The sequence below is a fragment of the Paenibacillus sp. FSL H7-0735 genome (assembly GCF_038008505.1).
Taxonomy (GTDB): Bacteria; Bacillota; Bacilli; order Paenibacillales; family Paenibacillaceae; genus Paenibacillus_AQ; species Paenibacillus_AQ odorifer.
Genome location: NZ_JBBOZH010000001.1, coordinates 2,300,670 through 2,325,079, shown reverse-complemented (window position 1 = coordinate 2,325,079; position 24,410 = coordinate 2,300,670). Strand labels below are relative to the sequence as shown.

Here is a 24,410-nt window from a genome sequence, read left to right as displayed (position 1 = left end):
CCTCCTAGAATAAATTAGGGCGGATCGCTCCGCCCTCTGAATAATTATGCCGTTGTGAAACTGATTACCGTCTGCGGCAGAATCTGGCCGTACACGTCCGTAGCACCATTAATAATAACCGCGTATTCTGTCCCAGCCTCCAAGTTCACGTCCGGGTTAATCGTCAGCACCTTGCCTGTAGTGTCCAGCGAGATTGCCGAATCAATAACGTCGAAACCGCCATTCAGCAGCACAGCCGAGTATGAAGAGAGTTTGTTCACAAATGTCAACACTACGTTGGCCCCTACGGCCACGCCTGTGGCATTATTGGCCGGGACACTGGACAATGTAAGGGCAGCAGGCGCACCGGAATTATCCGGGGTCTGCACTTGTGCAAACCAGCCCGTAGGATCAAAGGCTTCATGTGTCGTGTCACCGGAAATCTTCTTAATTGGTTTGTCCTCGTCGAGCACGGTAAATTGCTTGGTAGTGGCTACGGCGGTATAAGTCAACTGATACGTGCGGATATCAATATCTGCTGTCTTGGTTGCCGCCTCTTCCGCGCCACCGCTGAACGTGCCCTTGAGATACCAGGTGTAACGATAATCCTCTCTTCCGATGTTTGCACGGTATCCAACTGCCACATCTGGCGGATTGGGTTGGCCGCTGTCAATAAGCCGACCCGTTACCGGATCGAAATCTTTACCCAGCAGCTCCGCCGCCAGATAAGCCGGAATGCCGGACACTGTAATCGTCAGGGTGGTTACACCCTCCGAAACATAATTGTTGCCCGGAACGTTGTCATAGTAAGTCGGCGTGTTGCTGGTTTCTGCTTCTGCTGAAATTTCTGCAGCCGGTGCCAGATACTTTGGAGCCTCTGCCGTATAACTTTCAACTGTATCTGTGACCTTGGCAAAGTGTAGATTATCCACTCCGACAAATTCACCATATTTCTTTTCCACATTCATTCCTCCATTTCATAGAACCTGTAATCACAGGTATATCCGTAGTGTCCTGTTGCCTCCGAGAAAGGCAGATCGCGTCCGCCCACCCTCATGAATCCAGCCGCAAGCATAACCGCCTTAATCGCCTCAGAAGCGCTTTGTTTGATTGCTGGTCTCTTACTATATAACGCGACCTGAACGCGCCATACGAGTGACGTGGGCTTGTTGTCCGCATGTCTTGCGGGGCTGTCGTCTATCACCTGATAGGTCACAAAGCTTTCCGGAAACGTTTCATCCTCTGCATATGTCCCTTGTTCCCGCACATCGTGCCCCAGCTGCCCCAGCGTTGAATAGATGAGCTCATAGATGTTAATCAACTGGCAGCCCCTCCCGCTTCAGCACTTCGCGCTGGATCTTCTTCACCTTGTTCTTGTTCTTTTCAAAGGCCGTCCGAATACCAGGGTCTGCCGGTTGGGTAGGTGTACCATATTCCACAAAAGTGGAGTGCCACGCTCCTGGCGACTTGGTATCATCAATGCCTACCTGGACAACGATGTTGTTGCCGTACTGCTTCGGCTCCGCCACATCTACGCCAGCCAGCGTGGTTCCAGTCAGTTTGTGCTTTTCGGCCCACTTCTTAATATCCGCTTGAATCGGTTCGGCGCTCTCGCTTAGTGCTGCCTTGACAGCATCGTCCACGCTCCGACCGGCTGCCTGTACCCTAGCAAGGTAATCCTCAACGCCGGATACGTTCAGCGTAATGGTGCGTGAGTTGGTTACTCTGCGGCTACGTGCCATTAGCCATTCACCACCCGTTTGACCTTGACGATCATGTATTGATTCCGCATTTCAACGTTTTCGACATTCGTGACCTCATAGGCGAGTTTCACATTATCTTGCAGCAGAATGCGGGTCTTTTCCGTGATGTCCGGGCGATACCACAAAGTCAGCTCAGCAGTATCAGCAACAACTACTGTCCCGGCCGTCACGCTCTCCGATCCACCGCGCCCTTTCCAATTGCAGAAACCTAAAGGAATATCCGCATCAATATAGCTGATATCCATCGCACCGTTCACCTTCGTTTCCTGGCGGCGCTGCACCCGGATCGGCGTGCTGAACTGCTGTACTCCTGGTTTCCACATCCTACGTCACCTCCGGCAAACTGCGGCAAGCCAGCTGCGTTAAGAGCAAATGAAAAACGGCGGAGAACTGAATGTCCCCGCTGCTCAAGTTATATAAGTCCGTCACGCCGACCACAATAGCCCCAAGAGCTGCATCATCAGCCATGACTTCTTCAGACACGCCAGCGCCAGCCATATAAGACTTAACGGCCAGCAGCTTAGGTAAGAGTAGACCATCGAATACATCGCCCTGAGCAGGCATGCCCAGGCCAATCTTACACTGCATTAGCAATTCTGCATCCGTCATTGATCAGCACCGCCTTGGTTCAATTCATCATCCGGATCTGCATCCTGTTCCGCTACTGGTTCAGCAGTCGGTTCCGCAGCCGTATCAGCTGGTGTTTGAATCGTCAGCTCTACATCCACGGACAACGGTACTAGCACAATTTTTATTCCAGCATGTTCTTGTTCAAACCGTACCTTACTAGCCAGCTGCTCATGTTCTTCTGCAGACAATTCGCGTGTAGCCTTCCACAACAAAACGGTTTCGCCTGTAATCGCGGCTACCTCTATGCCATCAATTTTAGTAGCCGGTGTTTTCTTAGCCATCATTTTCACCACCTTTAAGGGGCCATATGGCCCCGTTCATTAGGATGCTGCACCCTTCTTGACAATGACAACACCGTTCGGGTCAATCAACTTACCATCAGCAATCAGAATAGCCTTGTCCACCCACTCATTCGTGTCATGGTCGAAGTAACGGAACATAGTCATTTGCATATTACTGTTCCAGCCGTAGTTGTTAAGATTGCAGTATACGGCAACCACATCCCCTGTAGCGGCGGAAGCATAAGGTGTAATCACATCGTCCTCAACCTGGATGACTTCTTTCCCCGCAAACCGTTCCTGTGGTCCATCCGTAATACCATAGTTCACTCGGCCAATCGGTTGTCCGTTATCATCTACCATTCCGTTGATGTAACCATCAAACGTACCCGATGCCATTAGGAAAGCAGCTCCGGCCTTATACGCTAGCGGCATCTTGGCAAATACAAGCTTTTGCCAGCTATCCCATTGCGAAAACTCAGTTGGTGTCATTGTAACGATCTGAGCAGCCGGCACACGATCATCAACGGTGATACCTTTCGGCTGCCCCGTCCCAGTACCTTTGATTACGGACAAATCAATCGCTTTGACCATAGCCTCTACAATCAGGTCTGTAATGACCGTTTCAAATCCGGAAAGCGTTACAGTGTCAGCCAGAAGGGAAATGGCTACCTTGCACTCCAGGCCGAAATAAGTAAATGTCAGTTTAGTATTGGCCTGCACCTTCTGCTTATCAGATACAGCAGATTCACCGATCCAAGTAGCTACTGGTTTCAGTGCAAGAATAGGAACCTCTACGCCACCCTTGATATTGAGCTTCCGAACACGGCTGAATACTTGCCCGTAGACTGTGACTTTCTTGATGATCTCATTCAAGATGGTTGTCGGGATAACCGCAGATACGTCTGCAGTAGTAGTTGTCGCATTGGCCCGAAGCTCCGGCTTGATTTCACCCGTTTTAGCAAAGATCATAAATGCATTCCGGTATTCAACGGTACCGTATGGATCAGCCGGTTCATCTGAACGTTGCTGCGTTTGCTGTCCGATTCCAAACGACTTCAAAAACTGTGCCATTGCAGCATTTCCAGCAGGAGCCTGTCCTGCTCCAGCTCCCCGTTGCTCGGGTTCCGGTGGTGTGCTGCCACCCGCAATCGGATCATCCGGCATAGACTCAAGTTGCTGCCGAATTTCGGCGATTTCCGCATCAATAGCTTCGACTTGTGCTCCGATAGAACGCACTTCTCCAATATCATTGCTCTTCAAACCCTTTTCCTTGAGTGCGGAACGGGCCTCTTCTTTATTTTTCAAAAGCTTTTTCAGGAAATCTTTCATTTTTGATAACCTCCAGTTAATTAGATAAATTTCAATTTCTCTTTTGCCAAATCTAATTCACTCATTGAACTATCCAGTCCAGACCGCGCACTCTCCAGTGCGGTGCGGGCACTATCCAGTGCCTTTTGGTCACGAGCATTTATATCTGTCCCGTCATAAGCCGGGAATGATACCGTTGAGATTTCAATAACCCTTGCAATGTCCTTGATTCGTCTTGTGGGAAGTTCTGTATCAAGCCCTTCCCAGACCTCACCGCCCTTGCGGACCAGGAATATGAATGACATCCCTGATAGGTCGCCACGACTTACAGCGCTGTATAGTGCTTTTGCCTCGACATTGTTTTCCACGTCTAATACTGCGCGAGTGGAAAGCCCTTCCTGATCCACTTGGAGTTGAAGGGTGGAGTTAGCATTGTTGTTCCGGCTGCGGGCCAATGGAATCCGCTGAAGATCATGATTTACAGTCATAATTACATCTTTAAAATCCGTGCGGTCAAACGCGCCTCGCTCAATGACTTCTTTGAACCAGCCACCAATAACCGTTTCCTGATCATAAACAGCTGCGTGACCTTCGATTACATTCCCTGCCGGATCAGCTCTTAAATCATCCATTGCAAAGGCCCGGCGCTCCGGCCCTTGGAGAACCGGAAGGTTATTCTTCGACATCTTCATTCACCGCCTTATTAGGTTGAGGCTTCATTCCATTCAGCTGGTACACATTGATGATGGAACGATCCACATAGTTAAGGCTCTGCGTAATTCGGTTTCCGTCCGGAAGTGGAGGGTAGCCGAGCAGAGCCAGCTTTTGGTTATCAGTGAACAGCCCTTGCTCTCCACCTGTCTTAATCATGTTGAGCTTGGCCGCTGTGCTGAGGTACATCATATTCCGCTGATAAAAAACGATCTCATTCCCTACATCTAACTCGCGGGTAGTGAAAGTTGTTTTCGTAAATCCCTGACTCAGTGAAATTAGAATCGTCTCCAGGGTACTTTCATAGAATGCCTGATATTGATCATCGGTGTAGTCCCGTGAAAGAATGGCCAGAGGCATCCCGAACCACTCTCGAACGCTGTCCTTAAGAAATCCAAGCGTATCCTTGTCAATCATCTTGGGGTCGATGTTAATCGGCGTGAAATCACCCTTAAGATCCACCGGAAGAATACCGGAATCACCAGAAGCCATCAACTTTTCAAAGCGATCCCGCTCCTTACGCTGTGCATCATCATCAAGCATGGTTGCAATTTTTAAAACGCCGCGAATGGACATACTTGTCTTGATTCCCTTTTCCACACCTTGTAGCAGTGTGTCATTAATTCGCAGCACTTTAAGCAGCGCTTCATTATCTGGCTGACCATTCTGGCCGCCGCCCATAATTTCATTCACCGAGTATCGTTTTCGAATATGAATGATGTCCGAATACGGAACGGTGAAGCTCTCACCGGAAGAAAATAATAATTTTACATACAGGCGGCCAGTAGGGTCTTGCAAAAAATCAACCTGATATGGATTCAACGGATAAAATCCGCTGTAGCTCCGGCTCTCTATGCCTTCTGCGGAAATCTGAACTGTGTACATCGGATAAATAAACACGTTGAAATTCATGAATAACAACCACACGATTTTTTCAAGAAAATCCCGGGTGGTCATTAGCTCATTCGGCCCAAACTTGAAAAGTCGATTCAGGTTTCCTCGCGGCGTGGTCTGATTACCATTTGCATCAGTCCGAATATGCCGGGGTTCCAGCTTGCTGATTTCCGTTGCAATGATGTCAATGCAGTTCTGTACAATATCAGATGCATAAATATTATTTCCGAACTGGCTAAACACTGGCATGTACCCATTAAGCATCTTCGCTCGCCTGTATTCCTTGGACTTGAAGGGCAGCAGCCCTTTGAAGCTATCAATTAATGCCACTATTTCACCCCGCTCTCTTTACCAAATCCAGAAATTCAGTCCGATTGTCGATGTAGACTTTGTACACGAAGATCATAGTCACCGTGCCGTCAATCTTCTTCTCGTCCTTGCCCTGAACTTTAACGGGCCGAATCTCCATTTTGCTGTTGATCTCAAACGCTGTATTCTCGAGACACCAGCGGTCAATTGGATGCTGGTTGTAGTTGATCAGCTTGCTTTGTAGATCCGCCTTGACCAGCTTCATCGGCTCCGATAAGCTGCCGTATTCCTGACTGATCCGTACCATGTCAAAGCCGTACTCTTCCATTTCCTTCACCCAGTAGGTGGCAGACCATTTATCATAACCCACCTTGTAGAACCGGATGCCATAGTCACGGAACAAGCGCATGAACCAAGCGGTGACGTGTCGGAAATCATTTTCGTTGCCATCGGATACCGTGACCAAGTTGAGCGCCGTCCATTTGTCGAAACGCTCCTTGTCCTCCTTGGACAGATTCGCAATCTTAGAGGCTGGCACGAAGTAGTGTTGGCAAGTATATTTTTTGCCGTCCTTCATCAGCAGCGCCCGGGCAGAAGCAAGGTCACCGGACTTTGAAAGGTCAACGCCGCCAATAGCGAACGCCCCACGGAACTGCTCAATGTCGAAATTATCCTCACTGGCAATGTCCTGATCCATCAGCCAGGCCGCAGCATTGTTCTGCTTGACGTTGAAATCCTTTGCCAGCACGAACGCCCGCATTTCCTGATTCGTCTTGGACTCTTCAACCATCTTCCGAAGAAAGCTCCATTTCTTAATACTACCGAGTCCGGGGTTACTCTTCGTCCAGGTCTTCTCATCCCTCCATACTTCCTGTTCGCTGTCCTGTGTGTACATCCAGATCAGCCAGCGGCGGCGGTCCAGCTCACGGCCTAAAACCTGCCGAGCCTCCCGCATGCGTCCGTCAAGATAGCCCTCATTCGTAAATCCCTCTGTTGTCAACTCAATATAAAGAGGCTCATCCTGAGTGGATAGAGCCTGGCGGATTGGCATGGTGCTGTTGTTGTCCTTCATCTCGTGAACTTCGTCCACCGCACCCACGCCGATATTCCGGCCTTCCTTCGCTCCAGTCTTAGCAGATATTTTACGAATGGAGCCTTTGTTCCGGTACGAAAATTTCCCGGTGTGAGTCGGCTTCTTCGGATTTCCGAAGTAGATGCCCTTGATGTTCTTCCGGGTCTTCCGCTCAAGCGACTTACTCTCTTCCCGCATTGCGTTAATCGCCTGGAACATAAGATCGGCCTGCTCATAATCATTGCTGGAGCATAGCGCCTTAAGTCCCTCCGGACCGCAGAAGAACTCTGCGAGAATCAGCGCGGATATGAGTGGTGTCTTGCCATTCTTGCGGCCTACCAAGTACAGAATGTCCTGGTAGAGCCTCACCCAACGGCCAATTTCCTCATCATAGATTTTGAAACTGTAAATCGCCTCAATAAACGCCTTCTGAAACAGCTCCAGAATGAACGGCTTCCCGGAAAATGGCGCTTCGTAATGCTTGCATTTGGTTTCAATCAGCCTAATCCGCTTGTGGGCATCGGCAGTATCGAACTGAATGGTAGGATCGTGCATGTTTTCCTCAAGGATATCGAACATCTGCACAAGTTCCTGACCGACGATGATCTCTCCGGCCCTGCATTTGGCAATATACTCCTGTAGGAAGGAACTATATACCGCACTCATTCGAAGTCTTCCATATCATCATCAGGATCCATCGCATTCTTGGACAGCACACCGTTCAGCGTTTTAATGACCACCGCATATGCATTGACGTTTTTTAGATACTGCCGCGCAGCTTCAACCGGCTTCTGTAGCTCAGGGTTAGTCGGATGAATCTTTACCATACCCGTTGCCTTGAGCGCCCGTTTTAAAACGGTGTTTTCGGCCTTAAGAAACGCTGCATCCTCCATAAGCCCTTCCACCAGCTGAGCCTTGGCCGGATCAACATCGGTGAAGATGGCCTGCAATTTCGCCAACTCTTGGCTGTAGACCTCCGATTTTTCCATAGAATTCAACACCTCGATCCGATTTCAAAATTTTCGGCGTGTAACAAAAAAGGGTCCCCTCTACGGTTGCCCAAAGCTGTAAAAATATTTTTGACCCGGGGGGTCTGAGAAATAATTAAATTTTTATTTTCGTAGATATTCCTAAATCTTTTTCAATAGCATCGCAAACATTGTCAATGCGAGAATGTATGGATGTTTCGAATACCCCTCTATTGTCTGCCGTTTGCCGCAGCTGCTGAAGGTATTCAATCTTGGCAGCAAAAGTTTTCGAATCAAAATATACAGAAGAAACTCCATCAATTCTTTTTGGTGGTGGAGCAATTGTTTTTTTGTCCAATGAAATTCACCTCACTCCCTATATTGTTCGAACCACTTCTCAATGTACCCGCGCCATTCATCCTTCCGATAGCGCAGCGCCTCGCTGCTCTCCAACCTCGCAAGGCAATCCTCCCGGCTCACCGGACAGAAGATAAGCTCAGCGCCCGTATCCTCGGCCATCCGTTCCCGTTTGAATTTCTCCGGGAAGCCGCCGACGATCCAAGCCGTGCCCCACTTACCCAGCCGCGTCTTGATGTTGTCGATCAAAAAGTTCTGCACACCGATTACATTGGAGAACAGTGCATCCGGCTTGTCGTATTCCGGAAGGCCGGATATAGCCGAATACAGCATGTCCATGTTAACGATCAGGTCGCCCCGGCTCATCTGCTGACGCACAACCTCCAGCATGTTAGATAACGGCGGGCCGTACACCAAGAAGACTTCCTTCATATGCTGATAGCCAAACCGCTTATGCTCCAGGTTATGGCAGTCGGAACATACCAGCTCGACCAAATCCGGGTTTAGGCTGATCGCATGGTCATGCACATTTTCCGGTGTCAGTTCCACTTTATGGTGTCCGATGATATCAACCGATCTGGCGATGATCCGCCCGCAGCGCTGGCAACCGTTGCCACGCTTCGCGATCAGACCAAGGCGGAACAGCTGCCATACATCGGAAGTGTAAAATGCCTGGAGTATTGCATGCCTTGCCATCACCACGCCTCCGATCTGAGTTTATTCACTTCAAGATGCATGCGCTCGATCTTCAATCGCAGTTCTTCATTGGTCAGCTCGTTACGATCAAACTGGTCAAGCAGCGCTATGCAACGCATTTTCCTGCCCTGAACCGCCGTAAGCGCGTTATGTATCTGAAGGATACGTTCCAGCTGCTGCGGCTCTTTGGTCTTCTCTTCAACGATCTGCTTGGTCACAACCTTGACTGGTGTGAACTGCGGAACACCGTCTATAAACCGCAGCTTTTCAGCGCCGCCGTCCTCTGCCGGTTCCTCGAAGAACTGATATTTGCGCTCAATGCTCAGTCTGTCCTTGCCCTCCTCGATATCCTTCATGTTCTTCATCATGAGAAATTCGCGGTATTCAAGAAGTGCTATTTCATTGAGCAGTATCTGACGTGGGTCTGTCTCCATCTTCATCAGCTGCAGCTTGTGCTCTGCTGCAACCTGACTCATCCACATGGATTCATAGTTTCCATTCTTCCAGGCGTTTGAATTGCCTGGCGGAGCAGCGCCACCCTTATTGCCCACGGCATTAGTGTTTCCCGGCTGACCGCCGCGCTTCCGGCTTGGCCTCGCCTCCCAAGCGTCCTCATGCTTCCACTTCCGGACCAGGGAGGAAGCAATGCCCAAACGTTTGGCGATATCCACCAAAGGAAGCGTCCTTCCGCTTTTCTCCCACATTCGAAATGCTTTGTCACGGTTTTCACTTCGGCCCCTACTCACCTCATCTCACCACCTCCGCACGGTATTCGTGTTTGAACAGTACACTTTTAACAGTTATTTACATTCGTTACTTTAGCGACCTAAAGGCTGCTGCTGTTAAACTACTAAATACTGGGTTTTGAGTGAAACACAATGGTAATACTGTTTCACTCGTTTTAGCCAAAAAAAATTGCGTTTCTTCATATATACATTCCCCCGTCTTAAACTGACTTCAACGAAGCACATATTATGTTGCACTGCTATTAACGCAAAGACATGATTGCCTTGTCCATCATGTCCTGTGTCAGCCCAATATAGTCCAATGTTTCCCTCGGATCGCTATGACCGAACATGTCCATTAGTAACGCTAGGTTTTTAGGGTCCTGCATATACAAACGATAAGCCCATGTTTTCCGAAGCGTATGACAGCCGATTTCCTTCAATCCAAATTCCCGAGCTGCTTCATTCAGGAACCGGTAGGCTGTCGTTCGGTCAATCGGCTGATATTTGATCCGGCTAACCTTCTTGCGCTGGCGGCTGGCGAACAAATAATCACCATCAGACATCCCGGAAATGTACCTGTCTAAATCCTCCCGAATGCTCGGGTGAATAATGAACCGTTTTGCATGCTTATTCTTCTTTTCCGTCAGGCTTACATGAGAACCCCTGACCTCTTCAACTCTAAGCATGCATAAGTCAGATACGCGCAGACCGGAGTAAATCCCGATACAAAAGAATAGGTAATTTCTCAGGCTACGGATTCGGAAATAATGCTTCATGCCGTCAATGATTCGCTCATCTCTGATGGGCTGTACTTTCTTCATATCACCACCCCGTATTCTTAACAGCAAAAAAGCCGCCCGGGTATGAGCGACTTATATAGTGAAATTTTTCGGCCTTGGCGGAATCGAACCGCCCACACCAAGAGGCCACAATGAAAACCCGTATTTCTTGGACGCGCCCGGGTGGAGCCCGTTGAGAGTGGTTGTTAAACCCTCATCCCCCACATCAGGCCGCCGCAATAGCTATTGGCTACTTATGCTATCAGTTCCGCCACTAAATACGTTGCTATTGCAACAGGCATCATCACTGCTCAGCTCTGATTGAGTCCTGCAGCGATAAGGGGCAGCAGGGACACCCGGGAATGACTTCTTCCCTATGTCCCTACTGTAAATCTGTTTCTGTCTCACATCGGTATCAACTTAATCTCACTTTTGTCTCAATTTAGTATCAAAATTTAGATCATGCCGGAAAGTTTAAGACACTCCGCAATAGTCTCCACTCCTACATCTATTCGCCGGTTAATGGTAGCTGTACTGTTAGTCGCTCCAAACGTCTCCAGTGTCAAGTGATGCTTACGAGCGGTGAAGTATCTATGTTTCAGAATGGACTTAACATCATCATCCAAAATCAGTTCAAAAGCTGCGTCTATTTCCTGCACCTTATACTTCAGGTTTTTAAAGAGCATTTCCTCTTGCTGGGTGAGTGATGCTTTGCGTTCAAAATTAAGAATTGCTTTTCGCATTTTGGGGTACTCACTCAGAAGAGCTTTAGCAGCCAGCTTGTCCAACTTATTAGCACGCGGAAACAATTCCCCTTGTCCCCATACCATTGCCATTCCCCTCGATCCCCTTTATGTTATAATGGGTTGAGGATTGATTTACCACTCATTGACCCCCGGACCGGCCAAGGATTAGGGGGTCTTTTCATGTTCATTAGGCATATTTTTGACCTCTTGGAATTTTTCCATCTTCATTCAATACTAAATCACTTAGGATGATTGCCGCGTCTTCTGCAATAAACTGACCTTTGAACTCGCCAATATTGATTTTATAACCCTTACGTTCACGTTGAGCTCTGAATGATACGCCCGAAACAATACAGCCAACCGGTGTATTAATGTTCTTGATTGTCTTAATAATCACCTTCATGCCTCCTTTCTTCTATTTTCCGTGATATTCGCGCTTTTTGGAATTGACACCCAAGCAAACCCTATTTCCTCACCTCCCAAATCTTCCCTCAGATAAGAATAACCTTTTGATAAGTGGTTACTCGGATGAATCCGCAAATCTCCAAATGCTGTCTTTATTATGTGATGCTGAGCAAGCTCGAAGCGATGGCAAACATATAACTGAATGCGTTCGATCCGGCGACCTCTGCGAATCACCTTACTAAGAGCTTTATTGATCATTTTCACCGCCTGTGGATGAATTGGGGATAATGTACTCATGAAGGTCACCCTCCTAATATCCATTTGCCTGGCGGTCGTGATTTACTTGGTTTTTCGTGGCATATGCCTCTGCTATCTGTTCAAAAGAAAATCCAAGGCGTTGCTCACCCAGCCCGTAGAAAATGTACAATGCCCCGCGAAGATGGTCTCTCCGGTACCGCTGGACATCCTTCGGCGGATTTAATAAAAACTGATCCCCCATAATCAGACCCACATTATGAAGTAGTTCGGTAAAAACTATTGCCGAATCGTATTCAAGCTGATCATCGGCTACATAAAGATCGTCTGCCGGAAGGTCGAGCTGCCGGGCGATAGAAAGGAAGAAGTGCAGACAATCAACGTATTCCTCAAGAAGAGGATTGAGGACCTTTCCAGTCTCGTTACATTTAGAGCACTTTACCCGGGGGCCATCAAACCAGAACCCTTTACCATTGCAACCATCGCAATCAATCAAAGCTTCGTATCCGCGCTTAGGCTCCTTGTGGTCACTCCAATGTTTGAATCCGCGCCATTCATTCGCCAGTTCTGCAATTTCCACCTGAAGTGCAAGTACTGTGTTCGGCAGCAGGTCTTTTCCTTCCAATCCTTTTTCCTTAATAATTCGTGTATCGAGCACCTTCTGCATGTCATACATTTTTTCAAGTGTTAACGTCTCTCTGCCCATAAATCATATTCCTCCTTCTTTATATCGTCGTACTGCGCATTACGTGGTTAGAATCTCCCCGACCCAGCCGCATTTACAAAGATAGTTCCAGCAAGTCAATTCAAGGAACCCTTCATTCTTCAGTACTTTACCAGTTTTAACGGATCTGATTCTTCCGACTGCTATTTGCTCATAAACCTTCAGGTTTTCATTTCCACATTGCGGACATTTTTCTTCTTCCATTTCGCTTCCCCTTCCTGAGCTATATGCGTCCACTGCTCATATCCTGGGACATTTTGTTATATGTTCACCAGTGATATTCATGGAAGTGCCTCAAAGTAATGGCGTGACATTGGCTTAGTGAAAATCACTTTCGCACCTTCAAAAGTAAGTCGGAAATATGCTTTCCCCTCTGTCCATCCATCTGAACGAGTAGCAAACCCCTTTTCAACCAAATCGCTCCATGTTGGATCATCGCCATTGCAATAATAGTAATTTCGTGAAGGCTTTTTCTTGTAATGCAATCCTAGTGCGTGTTCCATCTGATCAATCTGTTCCTTTGTTAAAGCACATCTTGTAAGTCCAGGCAGCTTGTCGACTAAACATTCCATGATTTCACGCGGATGAAGCTTGTCCTTAATAACAGCATAAGCATCAGTGCGATCGTATAAGGCGTAATAGCGATGTTGATTGTCACCAGTGCCGGAACCGGCATTAGCTGCGTAAAGAAATGCTGATGGCAGCTCACCATTCTCCATAATCGGTACTCCCAATTCTCTGCATCTGGTTTTACTCAGCAGCACGGCAAAGGGATATGTTCCTCCGTTCCATCGGCCAGTGCGCGGAATGAAGTAGGGAAGGCCACTTTCCAAAACCTCTTGACGGTTGAATCGCCCTTGTTCGTTCGGCATAATATCCTCCTTATAGGTCTATAATTGCTCTGACATCCTGCTAATTAATTTAGAAACAGCGCCCTTGTACTTTCCCGCCAATTCCTCATCAGCTTTAGCTACGACTTCAATAGAGGACAAAACATTCCCAAATGCATCGGTCAAAGCTTTGAAATGAGCCTTGAACACTGCAGCCTCTTCACCTGTGCCGGCAGAAACCTTTTTGCGTAAAGATTCCAATTCAGCCATGATATCGTCTGGGACCTTTACTACTTCGACGATCTCTTTAACGGGAATGTCTATCGGTTTTGCTTTCAGTTCATCTTGCAGACGCTTAATCTCAGCTTGAGAAGCAACCAGCTGTTTCTCTGACTTACTCAATGATTCTTTCAGAGCATCAGCGGCGCTGTCGTCTCTGGCATCGTCTGCATCATTCAGCGCGTCCACCTGTTCTTGGAGCTTCCGAACAATTTCCGAATGATCCGCCTGCTGCTTCTCCAGCTTTTCTCGAAGCTTGCGCTCCTTTTCCGCCTGTTTGGCTGCTTCAGCTGCTTCCTTCTCAGCAACTTCTTTCTCCTTAATAGCCTGTTGCCGTTCCTTGACCGCGGCCTGCAGCTCCCGGGTCGTCATTTCGGATACATTATTTTGTTCAACGAATTTCTCACGTTCCTCATCCGGAACACCAAGCAATGCAACCGCCTGGGAATACGTTAAATTCGCAAACGCTTGGGAATTTGTGTTGTCTCCAAAAAGCGTCATTTGCGATGATCCGTATTTTTCGAAGATGTTCATGAGGTTGTTGGCTGTGGACTGAGAGTAATCGACTGAATCAGCCAGCCAGTTCCCCCATTGGCCATGTTGCATCATGCTCTTGGCCTCAACCAGTCTGCGGCCGATCTCTACGCTGGAAGCCAGGATAATATTTTTGGTTTGCTCCTTGATGCTGTTGATCTCAATGGCAATCGTCTCAATAGTGCGCATCGCTAGTTGTGTCATACTGCTACCCCCTGCGGTTTATTGGAAATCTTCTTTTTATTGACCGTGCGCTTTTTCAGTCGTTGTTCCTCAAACATTTTTACGAATTCCTTTACTTCATCAGTCATATCGCTATTTTTAAATCCCCTGCACTGCATGATAGCTCCCTTTTTGACCTCCATCGTATAGAATGGTTTGTCGGGCTCGTTCTTTTGGCGGATAAAGTAGATGTCGCACACTCCGTTGGCATAGTTTTTCGCATACCCGCCGACACAGTGATTTAGTGACTTTCCTTCACGTACCAACTGTTCTGCCGATGGGGCCGGGAACAATATGAGATTCTTGTACTGGAAGCACATTGGCTTCAGCTTTCCGAATCGGTTACGGATGTTCTGCTTGATTTGCGCGTCTGTGACTGCCTTGATTCGTTGCATAGTAAAAGCATGCATTTGCCGCAGATTATTCGGCAGTACGACCCCATTGCGATTTAGATCAAGGCCAAGTTCTCTGCACTCCCGCAAATAATCTCGATACTCAGTAATGACTGCCATTCCAGATCCATAATGAGTGCCATTGTTGCGGATTTGTTTGATGAGATACCGTTTCATCTCTGCCACAGAGAACCTGTTGTCCAAGTTGTTTAATATTCCTAAAAATTCCGCCATTTGATTCGGATCAGCCAAACAAGCAAGGTCTCTGGCTTCCGTGAAGGATAGGTTAGATCCGTCTTTACGACACATCTGATAATGACGGAGGGCCTGCAATCCAATTGATCCAGATTTTTTAAGTTCGTTCATTTCTTGCTTATTGAGCCTCAATACTTTTCGTGGTGTCGTTCCATTCCAGTTAATCGCCCCGTATGTTTGACCACCTTCAAGCTTGGTTCTTACAAAGTGACTCAGTCCAAACTTCGTGAGAAACTCGATGCATGGGTAACGGGCGGCCAAGTCGAAAACTTCTACATAATCGTTTAATCGGTACTGCTCCCAGGTACAATATTGAAACGAAGTTCCCTGAACAACCTTTTGGATTTCGTCAGGCGGCATATGATATGAGTGGACGTTCCGCATCGCTCTCACTGCTTCAGATCCAATCTTTTTTTGTTCATACCATTTCCCTCCATTTGTCCAGTAGGTTCGATGCTTCATTTGACCGCCTTCGCCCCATTTGAACAGATAACGAGCAATGTCCTTCACCGCTGTTTCAGTTTTGCGATAATCTTCAGTATAGTCGCGCGTGCAGTAGAGCCCCCGGGCTATCAATATGTCTGGATCAACTTGAGAACGTTCGTACCACAACAGATAGGCATGATCTATAAGTGTTTTACGCCCGATTCCTGAAGCTTTTACAGTCGCGGAACATCCGCAATGAGGGCATTGTGCATCCTGACCATGTTTCAGTGTTTGCTCTGTCGGATGCTCCTGCCGGCAGCTTGTGCAGTAAGCCCATTGACGGCGGCCCTCTCGATGTGTGAATAAATACTTGCTCCAGCCCATAACGGAATTTGTAATGTAATCCAGCAGTTTCTGACTGACCTCATTCTGCTGCTCGAAGTGTTCATGAAATTCATAATCCTTCACGGCCATCCCCCCTTACAAAAGATCATCCAGCGATACTTCGAAGCGACTCACAGCCTTCGGCGGATTCACCGATGCTGGCGGAATAGCCGCGGCCGCCGCTGATGCAGCAACTGGATCGGGCTGACCTTGAATGCCATAGTATTTCATAACTGCCGCATATCCCTCGGTATCAGTCAGCATAGCCATGCCGTCAACCGCCTTTTTTTTAGCCTCTGATTTCATGGCTGCCAGACTTCCATTGATAGACTTTCCATCAACAAGAATCTTCTCTGCCATACCTGGGTCAGTTCCCAATTGTTGCAGCAAAAAGTTACCAATGAGCTGTACATATGGGTTGTTTGTGGAAGCTCCCATTTCCGTGCGAAGTTTTTCAATCGCTTCTTGCATATTCATTCATCCCTTTCGGTTTTTATTACAGATTAGGAAGCATGTGCCCGTTCGTAATTCACGAATTTGTTGTAATTCTTCAAGAAAACAAGTTCCACGGTACCTACAGGCCCGTTACGTTGCTTGGCAATGATAATCTCAGTGATGTTCTTTTTCTCTGTATCTTGGTTGTAGTAATCATCCCGGTACAGGAAAGCCACCACATCAGCATCTTGCTCAATAGATCCAGATTCCCTCAGGTCGCTCATCATCGGTCGTTTGTCCTGCCGCTGTTCCACTCCCCGGCTAAGCTGAGACAGAGCAATTACCGGTACATCCAGTTCCCTGGCGATTTGCTTCAGCGTCCGGGATATTTCGGACACTTCCTGCTGTCGATTCTCACCGCCCCTACGGCCCTGTATCAGCTGGAGGTAATCAATAACAATCAACCCAAGGCCACATTCTTTTTTTAGCCTACGGCAGCGTGTCCGGATCTCCTGAACAGTAATAACACCTGTATCCGCAATAAATATATTTGCTTGGCCAAGAACGGAGGCGGCCCCAGCCAGCTTGTCCCAATCATGCACCTTCATTTCACCGGTCCGCATGGCGTTAGAATCCAGATTGACCTCTGCACTAATCATGCGCTGTACCAACTGAGGCGCTGACATTTCTAAACTGAATATGGCTACCGTCTCTTTTGCCCTAACGGCTACATTCTGGGCAATGTTTAAGGCGATTGCTGTTTTCCCCATGGAAGGACGGGCGCCAATCACAATAAGATCACCTTTCTGCAGTCCTGCAAGCATGTTATCCAAATCTCGGTACCCGGTTGATATCCCTGTAGTAACCCCATTTTTGACGTTTTCACATCGTTCTTCTGTGGATTCGATTACCTGAAACAATACCTTGTTGATAGGCTGGAAATCATCATCTGAGGATGCCTGATCCGATAAAGCCGCCGAATCGTTCAGCATACTGGTAACAACAAGACCTGCATCGTCACTATCATAAGCCAACTTCATCTGCCGCTGAGCAGCTTGGATAGCTTTTCGCAGCGTGTGCTTGTCCTCAAGAACGCCAATGTAATAACCGATTTGCGCCGCAGACGGGACCGCACTCGCTAGTTTTAAGAGGTATCCTGTTCCCCCGATTTTATCTAACTGCCTCCGGTTCTGCAGCTCATTGACAAGCGCCGGGAGCTCAATGGGGTCATCTGCTCTGTGTAGATCCTGGATGGCTTTAAAAATATGCTGATGCGCTGGGTTGTGAAACGACTCCGGATGAAGTACGGACGCAATCTCGACGGCATCTCCTGTTTTGTCGATAAGTATGGATCCAAGCACGGTTGCTTCCGCTGCTGGGCTATTCGGTAGTTCTCGCAATTCCGAGCTTTGCATATAGTGACTCCTTCCACCCCGCAGGCGGTAGCGCTACGGCGGTTCGCTCTGATTCTCTTTGGACCAAATATACGGCCGTCGCTTTCTTCTGCTGCTCGATTTCGTGAAGGTCCCCCACTCTGCCCCGAATCTGGCTGATTTTCGGCGGAAATGAATTGGTTTGAATGTGCCGGCGAACGTTTTCTTGGGCAATATCAAACGGAAAATCCTTAAGGTGTTCGTAAAGTCTGTCAATCTCCGGATCGCTGGTGTCTACTTGGTTATATTCCTCAGCAATCTTTAGCAGTAAATCAATGACTTGTGCTCGCTTCAAGCCGTTTTGCCTCCTCTGCTCTACGCCGCAGGTCGGCAAGCTTATCTCGCTTACTATTCTGCACCGTTGTTTTTTTATGAGTTGGTTGCTGAACAGCATTGGCATTGCGCCAAGCCTCTTTGATCCCAGGAAGGTAATAAGAGAAGCTGTTAGGCTGTTGAAAATGGACTCCTTCACGTTCCTGCTTTGCCCTGTACAGGCTCTCCATAGTTGTGATGGTAAAGGGTACCGGCATCCCCCCGGCGACCATCTTACCCATGGCTAAGCGTTCCGTTTGAGTGACATGGAAGTCTATTTTCCTGTGTAGACTGCAATAAGCATTTAAAAGAGTGATTATTCCATCCTTGTCAGGATCTTCAGTTATTTCGTCCGAGAACTCATTTTCTAAAATAGTAGTAGTAGTAATAAGATCTTTAATATCTTTTGCATCGGACATTTTTGTCCGATCACTTCCCGAATCTGCTCCATGATCGGACATTTTTGTCTGTTCACTTTCGTTGTGATCGGACATTTTTGTCTGTTCACTTTCCTGTGATCGGACATTTTTGTCTGATCTCTTCAACAGGTTTTTCTTGGAGTTTCTTACCTTTACAATCAAACCCCGGGGCGCTCTGGTGATATGGATGTACCCATGATCCTGCAGGTCACTAATCCATCTGCTAACTGTTTTGTCGTTAACCCCAAACTTTCCACCGATTTCAGATAGTTTCATCGGCTTGCCTCCAAGGACAATTCCCCAAACGATACCATCATCTTCAGTTTCAGCTGTAGTGGAGCTAATGCACCAAGCAAATAGCCATAATGCCGAGCCGATTTTCTTGTAATGCTCCGGCTCTAATAGCCCCGAGTAGACCATAAAGGGAAAGCTATCTGCGGGCATTATTCTCACCTCTGCTGGCGTATCATCGTTTCCCCTTTTTAACTGGTGGGCGTTTCAATACCTCGATTACGTCCGTACGAAGAAAGAAGGCTAGTTCACCGTCTTCCTTCCGGAGCTTTGCCCAAGGCCTAGCAACTCCCCATATATCCAGCACCTCACCAGACAGGCCACAGCTTGTCCGTACGGTGTCTCCTTTGAGTACGAGTAGCAATAGCCTCGCCCCCCTTTACCCTGCATACCGCAAACGCAGTGCTTTCAGTGCAATCTCCGTGTTCTTGTCGTCCAGACGATCAGCCTCAGACATGTCAAACTTATTCCGGCCATTGTAAAGATGGAGTGCAAGATCTAGCATGAACTTTTCTGATGTACTCCACGGCTTTGAAGTCTTCTTGAGCTTATCCACATGGACAGACAGTTCTTCAAAATCAATAAATTCCGGATTAGATAAAAGCTGCTTAAGCTTGTTATGATTCATGAAAATGTAAAGCAGCCCCCGCCAGTAACGATCCTGATACAAATGATCTGGAATCATAATGCCATTCCCCTTTCAATCAGAATTTGATGCGTCAGCCGCATCTTGGAATGCCGGAGGGAGGAAGGTTACTTCTAAGCTCCGACATTCCAAGCAGAGGCCGAGGCCACTGCTTATAGCGATACATTGAATGATGCGCAAAGTTCAGGTATAATGGTCTTAATAAAATTTGTTTTGCCTTCTACCAAATGACTGCCCTGGCCGGCGGTCATTTTGCGTTTCGCCTCTTCGATCTCCAATTCAAGTTCGAACTCCCGATATCTAAGCGCTGCATCCACAGCTGGAGTTAAATTCCCTTTTGCCTTCAATGCCCGATGAATACGAACTGTTTTAATCACTTCATTTCTCGCGTCCCGAAGGTTATATGCTGAGCTCATCCCATTCCCTCATTTCATGTATTTTTTGAATTTCAATTCTTCTCGATGTTCTGACCACAATGCTATGTAAGAAAATTCATACTTACGGCAAAGGGCAGCTGCATTATGTGTAAGTGCCGTTATTGCTTCAAGCTGTTCCATGAGACCGTTTTTGATATTCGCTCGATCCTTGTCAGTCAATTGCTCGGGGCTTTTCGTGATCGGTAGAGTAAGCAGGGCCTGTAACGCCTCCTGAATCTCTTCTATCGTTTTGATGTGTGTAGTGCTCGGGTGCAAGTCCACATTATCCAGCCAAGGAACAGAAGCTCCACCGGTTACGTCAGCTGCTGCAGCCAATAATAATTGAGCATCATCATAATGAGTGGCCGTAGACTTCATCACCTGTTTAGATGCCTTACGGGTACGCCTAACAATCTTGCTGATCTGTGATAAGTCCACATGAGCGACTTGCCCAACTTTGGCCAAGGTGACGCCATTACGCTGCATGACTTCTTTCAGTGCTTCTGGAAACTGTCCAACTGCCATATCAAATCCTCCTATAATTGTCCAAGTATAGGGAATGCTATTGGACAGAGGCCTGATGTATGATTTATTTAAGCAATTCCCCTTGCCGAACGCCTTCCCCGCCCGCCCTGCTGATGTGCAGTGGCGGGAATCTTTATATATAAATGCCTTGCTCGCGGAGCTTCATAACAATTTTCCAGCCTGCCAAGTGAAAATCACGTTCAACCTGTGCGATGGCTTCCGGTGTACGGGCGACGAAATCGTCACAAAACTCAATTTTGCTCTCGCCGATCCATACGGTCTTGACCACATTTCCTTCAGGCAGTTGATTCTTCATTGCCGCATCACCCCTTAAGGTATGTGTATGCAGTGCCGGTAGTGGGACAGCCATTATTTATCCGACCTCCTTTCATTAAAAAACACGTTTCGTGTTGTTGTTAATCAAAAAAAATTGATTGAACAGTTCGCTTGTAATGTGCTGCCAATTTGATTTTTATTTCATCCCGAGGAACCCTCTGACCATTCTCATACATTTGCAATGCACTCACACTAATTCCGACAGCTTGAGCGGTGTCCTCTCTTGAATTATCTCCACGCAAGCATATTAGTCTTTTTGCAATTAGTTCTTTCATCAGTACTATGCACCGCCTCTCAAAAACCACGTTATGTGTTGTTGGGATAAATATACACCGCACGTTTCGTGTTGTCAACACGTTTCGTGTTTTTAATAAAAAAATAACACGGTATGTGTTATATTAATGATGGGTGATGAATTGATGGCTACTTTTGGTAACCGGCTACGCGAAATTCGTTTAGCAAAAAACTTAACTCAAAAAGAATTTGCGAATTTGTTTAAGCTAAGTGAAAGTGCAATTGGAATGTATGAGCGTGACGAAAGAGAGCCTTCGTTCAAGCTTGCGAATGAAATAGCAGATCACTTTGAAGTTTCAACGGATTTTCTGTTCGGACGAACTGACAATAGTCGGTCTGAAGAAACAAACCTCTCTTTTTATGGGGGGCCTGGGGAATACACGGAGGATGAAATTGAAGTTATCGAGGATGCTCTAAGACGTTATCGAGATATGAAGAACAAGCTACTAAATCAGATTGAAGATAATAAGAAAAAGTAACTTAATTATCTAAGGGGATAATAATGTTTAGTGGAAGCCATCTTCGCAAATTAAGGAAAGCTAAAGGTTTAACGATGAAGGATTTCGGGAGAAAATTCAACCTGGCTGAATCCACAATATCTGGTTATGAAAATGAATCACGCAAACCGGATTTAGAAACATTGGACAAGTTTGCTAACTTTTTCAACGTTTCCACTGATTATTTGATGGGTCGCACTGAAATACCACGTATTGAAGCGCAAGGAGAATACACTGAAGATGAAGTTGAATTGATCGAGGATGCTCTAAGACGATACCGAGAAATGAAAAGTAAACTTACATATCAAATTGAAAATAATAAATAGTTTTTATATTTATAGCCAGAAATGGCTTTTCTTTTACCATCAAATACAAACATACGTTCTTATACGGAGGTATTATTATGGATTTATCTCTATACTGGGAGACTCCGCTTGAACATTGGATATCCTGTGAATATCAACAAAAAGGAATATATTTCGTTCAAGATTTGGATATTGATAGAATTGCTTCTTCGTTTAATATTGATCTCATATACTATAAAGGGAGAACGGCAGCTGATAATAATTTCGGTGTCATTTTCCTACATGATGATAGAGATTTAGCAAGTATGAGAGTATCGTTTTTTCATGAACTAGGTCATGTCCTTCGGCACGTTGGTGATCAACGAAGAATGCCTGAATTATTTAGACAACTACAAGAATATGATGCTTCTGCGTTTATGCTTTATGCTGCTGTACCCTTCTATATGCTGAAGAAACTTTCCTTGCCAAAAAATATAGGTGAAGCTATTAGTTATATTTCTAAAGAATTTTGTGTTACTACCGAAATCGCTGAGAAAAGACTTACTCAAGTTCGTCAACGTTTATCTCAAGCTGAATTTTTTGCAGTCTCAATTGAAGGGGATGATATAAATTCATCAAAGATTGTCGATGATACAACTAAAAGTGAATCGTCGTCTTTATTGCGTGTGCGAGCATTTTACGATCATAATAGTGATTTTTCCCGTCCTCATACTTTTGTCATTGAATCCCCACTAGGATTTGAGGGTATAGACGAATTGAAAATTGATGTTAACAAAAACTATAAATCATGTGGTATACCAGAGCGATTACCAAAAAACTCTGCAATTGTTCTTCCTGATGACATTAGCATATACAATGGCGACAAAGGATGTATAAGTATAAATATTTCTCGTGTTGCATGGAGGCATGGCGCTGATATTCAAAAACTTTATCTATCAATGGAAGCTGCAGAAGATGCTCTTAATTTTTAAAGAGGAGGTTTTATTTTGAGCGAGTATTGTATGTACTTACGGAAATCACGCGCTGACATAGATGCTGAAGCACGAGGCGAGGGTGAAACACTAAAGAAGCACCGTAGTGCTCTTCTCGCTTTAGCTAAAAAAATGAATCTCAATATCGCAAAAGTTTACCCTGAAATCGTCTCGGGAGAACGGGTGGCGGATCGGCCGGAGATGCAGCAGCTGCTTCAGGATGTAGAAGATGGTAAGTGGGCAGGAGTTCTTGTCATGGAAATTGAGCGTCTTGCCCGTGGTGACACTATGGATCAAGGGTTTGTTGCTCAGGCTTTTAAATATAGCGGCACAAAGATCATTACCCCGGTTAAAGTGTATGACCCAGATAACGAGTTTGACGAGGAGTATTTTGAATTCGGGTTGTTCATGAGCCGGCGCGAATATAAAACCATCAATCGCAGACAGCAGGCCGGGCGGATCCAGTCCGTCAAAGAGGGGAATTACATCGGGAACATCCCTCCATACGGCTATACAAAAATACGATTAGAAGATAAATCATTCAGCCTAACACCTAATCCTGAACAGGCCCCCGTCGTTAAAATGATCTACGATATGTATACGACTCAGAACATGGGAATGGGTAATATCGCAAAGAAACTCAATCTACTTAGTGTGCCAACTGCTAGAGGATCATTTTGGACGGTCGCTACTATTAGCGGTATTTTACAAAACCCGGTATATATCGGGGATATTGTATGGAATCGTCGTCCTCTTAAGAAAACCCGCAAAGATGGAAAGCTGATCAAAACACGTTCTGAAGTATCGGAAGATCAATGGATTAGAGTTCCAGGCAAACATGAAGCTATTGTCACTAAGGAAACATGGGAATCAGCGCAAAGGATACTAAAGGGAAGGTATCATGCCCCTTCTCCTGCTGGAGTAATTACCAGCTCATTAGCCGGTCTTGTAAGATGTTCCTTATGCGGTCGCCTGATGGTACGCCGTCCATATTCGCGTGATGCGGAACCATCACTTATTTGCGTAACACCATTGTGTAAGCAAGTTAGTTCGTTGTTCTCACTTGTCGAAGAACGGATCCTGGAAGGTCTGCGAATTTGGATTAACCAGTATAAGGCTAAATGGGAAAGTCATGCGCCTATTGAAACGGAGGACACCGAAGAACTGTTAAACGCTAAATCTCAAATCGTTAAGGATCTGGAGAAAAAGCTGGGGGAATTGCGGCAGCAGTCCAGTGCTCTGCATGATCTTTTGGAACGTGGCGTGTATAGTATTGATGTCTTCATGGAAAGATCACAAAACCTGTCTGAAAGAATTGCGGATGCTGAAAAGGGATTATCCGCAGCAAATGAAGAATTAATCCTGGAGAAGCATCGCAAAGAGGCAAAGGCGGGGATCATACCGCAAGCTGAGCATGTGCTGAATACGTACTACACAATTGAGGATGCGGCTGAAAGAAATGAATTACTTAAGAGCGTGCTTCAAGGGGTTGTTTACAGTAAAGATAAGCGTGGGCATTGGACTAAGCCGGAAACAATGCGGAAATTCGATCTGAAATTATATCCGAAATTGCCGGAGCAATAAGGTTTTTTCTTACTGATAA

The 24,410-nt window shown here is 46.5% G+C and carries 37 protein-coding genes; 4 read left to right on the top strand and 33 right to left on the bottom strand.

Annotation, left to right across the window (positions count from 1 at the left end):
- Positions 1-44: 44 nt before the first annotated feature.
- The 33 genes from NSS82_RS10325 to NSS82_RS10165 all read right to left on the bottom strand — a co-directional run bounded on the left by NSS82_RS10325 (position 45) and on the right by NSS82_RS10165 (position 21,015).
- Positions 45-911 (bottom strand): major tail protein, encoded by an 867-nt coding sequence (locus tag NSS82_RS10325; RefSeq protein ID WP_341109780.1) that lies wholly within the window; start codon positions 909-911, stop codon positions 45-47.
- Between the two features lie 32 nt (positions 912-943).
- On the bottom strand, positions 944-1,300 hold the full coding sequence (locus tag NSS82_RS10320; protein ID WP_341109779.1) for a hypothetical protein: 357 nt from the start codon (positions 1,298-1,300) through the stop codon (positions 944-946).
- Positions 1,293-1,721 carry an HK97-gp10 family putative phage morphogenesis protein gene (locus NSS82_RS10315; RefSeq protein WP_341109778.1) on the bottom strand — a complete coding sequence of 143 codons (429 nt, stop codon included), beginning with the start codon at positions 1,719-1,721 and terminating at the stop codon, positions 1,293-1,295. Before NSS82_RS10315 ends, NSS82_RS10320 begins: the two co-directional genes overlap by 8 nt.
- The gene (locus NSS82_RS10310) at positions 1,721-2,065 is read right to left on the bottom strand and encodes a phage head completion protein (protein ID WP_341109777.1); all 345 of its coding nucleotides are present in this window, start codon (positions 2,063-2,065) and stop codon (positions 1,721-1,723) included. The genes NSS82_RS10315 and NSS82_RS10310 overlap by 1 nt, the downstream gene beginning before the upstream one ends.
- Before the next feature lies 1 nt (position 2,066).
- On the bottom strand, positions 2,067-2,351 hold the full coding sequence (locus NSS82_RS10305; RefSeq protein ID WP_341109776.1) for a hypothetical protein: 285 nt from the start codon (positions 2,349-2,351) through the stop codon (positions 2,067-2,069).
- Positions 2,348-2,656 (bottom strand): hypothetical protein, encoded by a 309-nt coding sequence (locus NSS82_RS10300; protein WP_341109775.1) that lies wholly within the window; start codon positions 2,654-2,656, stop codon positions 2,348-2,350. The genes NSS82_RS10305 and NSS82_RS10300 overlap by 4 nt, the downstream gene beginning before the upstream one ends.
- A 36-nt stretch (positions 2,657-2,692) precedes the next feature.
- Positions 2,693-3,982, bottom strand: a complete 1,290-nt coding sequence (locus NSS82_RS10295) for a phage major capsid protein (protein ID WP_341109774.1) — start codon at positions 3,980-3,982, stop codon at positions 2,693-2,695.
- A gap of 20 nt (positions 3,983-4,002) precedes the next feature.
- The gene (locus tag NSS82_RS10290) at positions 4,003-4,647 is read right to left on the bottom strand and encodes an HK97 family phage prohead protease (protein WP_341109773.1); all 645 of its coding nucleotides are present in this window, start codon (positions 4,645-4,647) and stop codon (positions 4,003-4,005) included.
- Positions 4,634-5,896 carry a phage portal protein gene (locus NSS82_RS10285; protein ID WP_341109772.1) on the bottom strand — a complete coding sequence of 421 codons (1,263 nt, stop codon included), beginning with the start codon at positions 5,894-5,896 and terminating at the stop codon, positions 4,634-4,636. The genes NSS82_RS10290 and NSS82_RS10285 overlap by 14 nt, the downstream gene beginning before the upstream one ends.
- A 4-nt stretch (positions 5,897-5,900) precedes the next feature.
- Positions 5,901-7,613 carry a terminase large subunit gene (locus tag NSS82_RS10280; protein WP_341109771.1) on the bottom strand — a complete coding sequence of 571 codons (1,713 nt, stop codon included), beginning with the start codon at positions 7,611-7,613 and terminating at the stop codon, positions 5,901-5,903.
- Positions 7,610-7,936, bottom strand: a complete 327-nt coding sequence (locus NSS82_RS10275; RefSeq protein WP_341109770.1) for a hypothetical protein — start codon at positions 7,934-7,936, stop codon at positions 7,610-7,612. Before NSS82_RS10275 ends, NSS82_RS10280 begins: the two co-directional genes overlap by 4 nt.
- Positions 7,937-8,051: 115 nt before the next feature.
- Positions 8,052-8,273, bottom strand: a complete 222-nt coding sequence (locus tag NSS82_RS10270; RefSeq protein WP_341109769.1) for a hypothetical protein — start codon at positions 8,271-8,273, stop codon at positions 8,052-8,054.
- Positions 8,274-8,284: 11 nt separating this feature from the next.
- Positions 8,285-8,968, bottom strand: coding sequence for an HNH endonuclease signature motif containing protein (locus NSS82_RS10265; RefSeq protein WP_341109768.1), 684 nt, complete (start codon positions 8,966-8,968; stop codon positions 8,285-8,287).
- Positions 8,968-9,714 (bottom strand): phage terminase small subunit, encoded by a 747-nt coding sequence (gene terS, locus NSS82_RS10260; protein ID WP_341109767.1) that lies wholly within the window; start codon positions 9,712-9,714, stop codon positions 8,968-8,970. Before terS ends, NSS82_RS10265 begins: the two co-directional genes overlap by 1 nt.
- A gap of 242 nt (positions 9,715-9,956) precedes the next feature.
- Positions 9,957-10,517 (bottom strand): tyrosine-type recombinase/integrase, encoded by a 561-nt coding sequence (locus NSS82_RS10255; protein WP_341109766.1) that lies wholly within the window; start codon positions 10,515-10,517, stop codon positions 9,957-9,959.
- 413 nt (positions 10,518-10,930) lie between these two features.
- The gene (locus NSS82_RS10250; RefSeq protein ID WP_341109765.1) at positions 10,931-11,311 is read right to left on the bottom strand and encodes a hypothetical protein; all 381 of its coding nucleotides are present in this window, start codon (positions 11,309-11,311) and stop codon (positions 10,931-10,933) included.
- 97 nt (positions 11,312-11,408) lie between these two features.
- Positions 11,409-11,618: a hypothetical protein gene (locus tag NSS82_RS10245; protein WP_341109764.1), complete on the bottom strand. Its 210-nt coding sequence runs from the start codon at positions 11,616-11,618 to the stop codon at positions 11,409-11,411.
- A gap of 2 nt (positions 11,619-11,620) precedes the next feature.
- Positions 11,621-11,923 carry a hypothetical protein gene (locus NSS82_RS10240; RefSeq protein WP_341109763.1) on the bottom strand — a complete coding sequence of 101 codons (303 nt, stop codon included), beginning with the start codon at positions 11,921-11,923 and terminating at the stop codon, positions 11,621-11,623.
- 13 nt (positions 11,924-11,936) lie between these two features.
- A complete protein-coding gene (locus tag NSS82_RS10235; RefSeq protein ID WP_341109762.1) occupies positions 11,937-12,587 on the bottom strand; it encodes a dUTP diphosphatase in 651 nt (216 codons plus the stop codon).
- 39 nt (positions 12,588-12,626) lie between these two features.
- Positions 12,627-12,809, bottom strand: coding sequence for a hypothetical protein (locus NSS82_RS10230; protein ID WP_341109761.1), 183 nt, complete (start codon positions 12,807-12,809; stop codon positions 12,627-12,629).
- A 77-nt stretch (positions 12,810-12,886) separates the two neighbouring features.
- The gene (locus tag NSS82_RS10225) at positions 12,887-13,477 is read right to left on the bottom strand and encodes a hypothetical protein (protein ID WP_341109760.1); all 591 of its coding nucleotides are present in this window, start codon (positions 13,475-13,477) and stop codon (positions 12,887-12,889) included.
- Positions 13,478-13,495: 18 nt separating this feature from the next.
- Entirely contained in the window at positions 13,496-14,452 is a 957-nt protein-coding gene (locus NSS82_RS10220; RefSeq protein ID WP_341109759.1) for a DUF3102 domain-containing protein, read from the bottom strand.
- Positions 14,449-16,011: a PcfJ domain-containing protein gene (locus NSS82_RS10215; protein WP_341109758.1), complete on the bottom strand. Its 1,563-nt coding sequence runs from the start codon at positions 16,009-16,011 to the stop codon at positions 14,449-14,451. The genes NSS82_RS10220 and NSS82_RS10215 overlap by 4 nt, the downstream gene beginning before the upstream one ends.
- Positions 16,012-16,023: 12 nt before the next feature.
- Positions 16,024-16,398, bottom strand: a complete 375-nt coding sequence (locus NSS82_RS10210) for a hypothetical protein (RefSeq protein WP_341109757.1) — start codon at positions 16,396-16,398, stop codon at positions 16,024-16,026.
- A 32-nt stretch (positions 16,399-16,430) separates the two neighbouring features.
- Entirely contained in the window at positions 16,431-17,777 is a 1,347-nt protein-coding gene (gene dnaB, locus NSS82_RS10205; RefSeq protein ID WP_341109756.1) for a replicative DNA helicase, read from the bottom strand.
- A complete protein-coding gene (locus NSS82_RS10200; protein ID WP_341109755.1) occupies positions 17,743-18,090 on the bottom strand; it encodes a hypothetical protein in 348 nt (115 codons plus the stop codon). The genes dnaB and NSS82_RS10200 overlap by 35 nt, the downstream gene beginning before the upstream one ends.
- A complete protein-coding gene (locus NSS82_RS10195) occupies positions 18,068-18,946 on the bottom strand; it encodes a hypothetical protein (RefSeq protein WP_341109754.1) in 879 nt (292 codons plus the stop codon). The genes NSS82_RS10200 and NSS82_RS10195 overlap by 23 nt, the downstream gene beginning before the upstream one ends.
- Positions 18,947-18,992: 46 nt before the next feature.
- On the bottom strand, positions 18,993-19,181 hold the full coding sequence (locus NSS82_RS10190) for a hypothetical protein (protein ID WP_341109753.1): 189 nt from the start codon (positions 19,179-19,181) through the stop codon (positions 18,993-18,995).
- A gap of 15 nt (positions 19,182-19,196) precedes the next feature.
- Entirely contained in the window at positions 19,197-19,502 is a 306-nt protein-coding gene (locus tag NSS82_RS10185) for a hypothetical protein (protein WP_341109752.1), read from the bottom strand.
- Between the two features lie 113 nt (positions 19,503-19,615).
- Positions 19,616-19,879, bottom strand: coding sequence for a hypothetical protein (locus tag NSS82_RS10180; RefSeq protein WP_341109751.1), 264 nt, complete (start codon positions 19,877-19,879; stop codon positions 19,616-19,618).
- 9 nt (positions 19,880-19,888) lie between these two features.
- A complete protein-coding gene (locus NSS82_RS10175) occupies positions 19,889-20,404 on the bottom strand; it encodes a helix-turn-helix domain-containing protein (protein ID WP_341109750.1) in 516 nt (171 codons plus the stop codon).
- Positions 20,405-20,537: 133 nt separating this feature from the next.
- Positions 20,538-20,774, bottom strand: coding sequence for a hypothetical protein (locus NSS82_RS10170; RefSeq protein ID WP_341109749.1), 237 nt, complete (start codon positions 20,772-20,774; stop codon positions 20,538-20,540).
- A 46-nt stretch (positions 20,775-20,820) separates the two neighbouring features.
- Complete coding sequence (locus NSS82_RS10165) at positions 20,821-21,015, bottom strand: helix-turn-helix transcriptional regulator (RefSeq protein ID WP_445668224.1); 195 nt, start codon at positions 21,013-21,015, stop codon at positions 20,821-20,823.
- Positions 21,016-21,141: 126 nt separating this feature from the next.
- Between NSS82_RS10165 and NSS82_RS10160 the strand changes: the two genes are divergently transcribed.
- The 4 genes from NSS82_RS10160 (at position 21,142) to NSS82_RS10145 (ending at position 24,391) form a co-directional block, all read left to right on the top strand.
- The gene (locus NSS82_RS10160) at positions 21,142-21,513 is read left to right on the top strand and encodes a helix-turn-helix domain-containing protein (protein ID WP_341109748.1); all 372 of its coding nucleotides are present in this window, start codon (positions 21,142-21,144) and stop codon (positions 21,511-21,513) included.
- 23 nt (positions 21,514-21,536) lie between these two features.
- A complete protein-coding gene (locus NSS82_RS10155; protein WP_341109747.1) occupies positions 21,537-21,857 on the top strand; it encodes a helix-turn-helix domain-containing protein in 321 nt (106 codons plus the stop codon).
- Positions 21,858-21,934: 77 nt separating this feature from the next.
- Positions 21,935-22,807 carry an ImmA/IrrE family metallo-endopeptidase gene (locus NSS82_RS10150; protein WP_341109746.1) on the top strand — a complete coding sequence of 291 codons (873 nt, stop codon included), beginning with the start codon at positions 21,935-21,937 and terminating at the stop codon, positions 22,805-22,807.
- A 15-nt stretch (positions 22,808-22,822) separates the two neighbouring features.
- Complete coding sequence (locus NSS82_RS10145; protein ID WP_341109745.1) at positions 22,823-24,391, top strand: recombinase family protein; 1,569 nt, start codon at positions 22,823-22,825, stop codon at positions 24,389-24,391.
- Positions 24,392-24,410 lie beyond the last annotated feature (19 nt).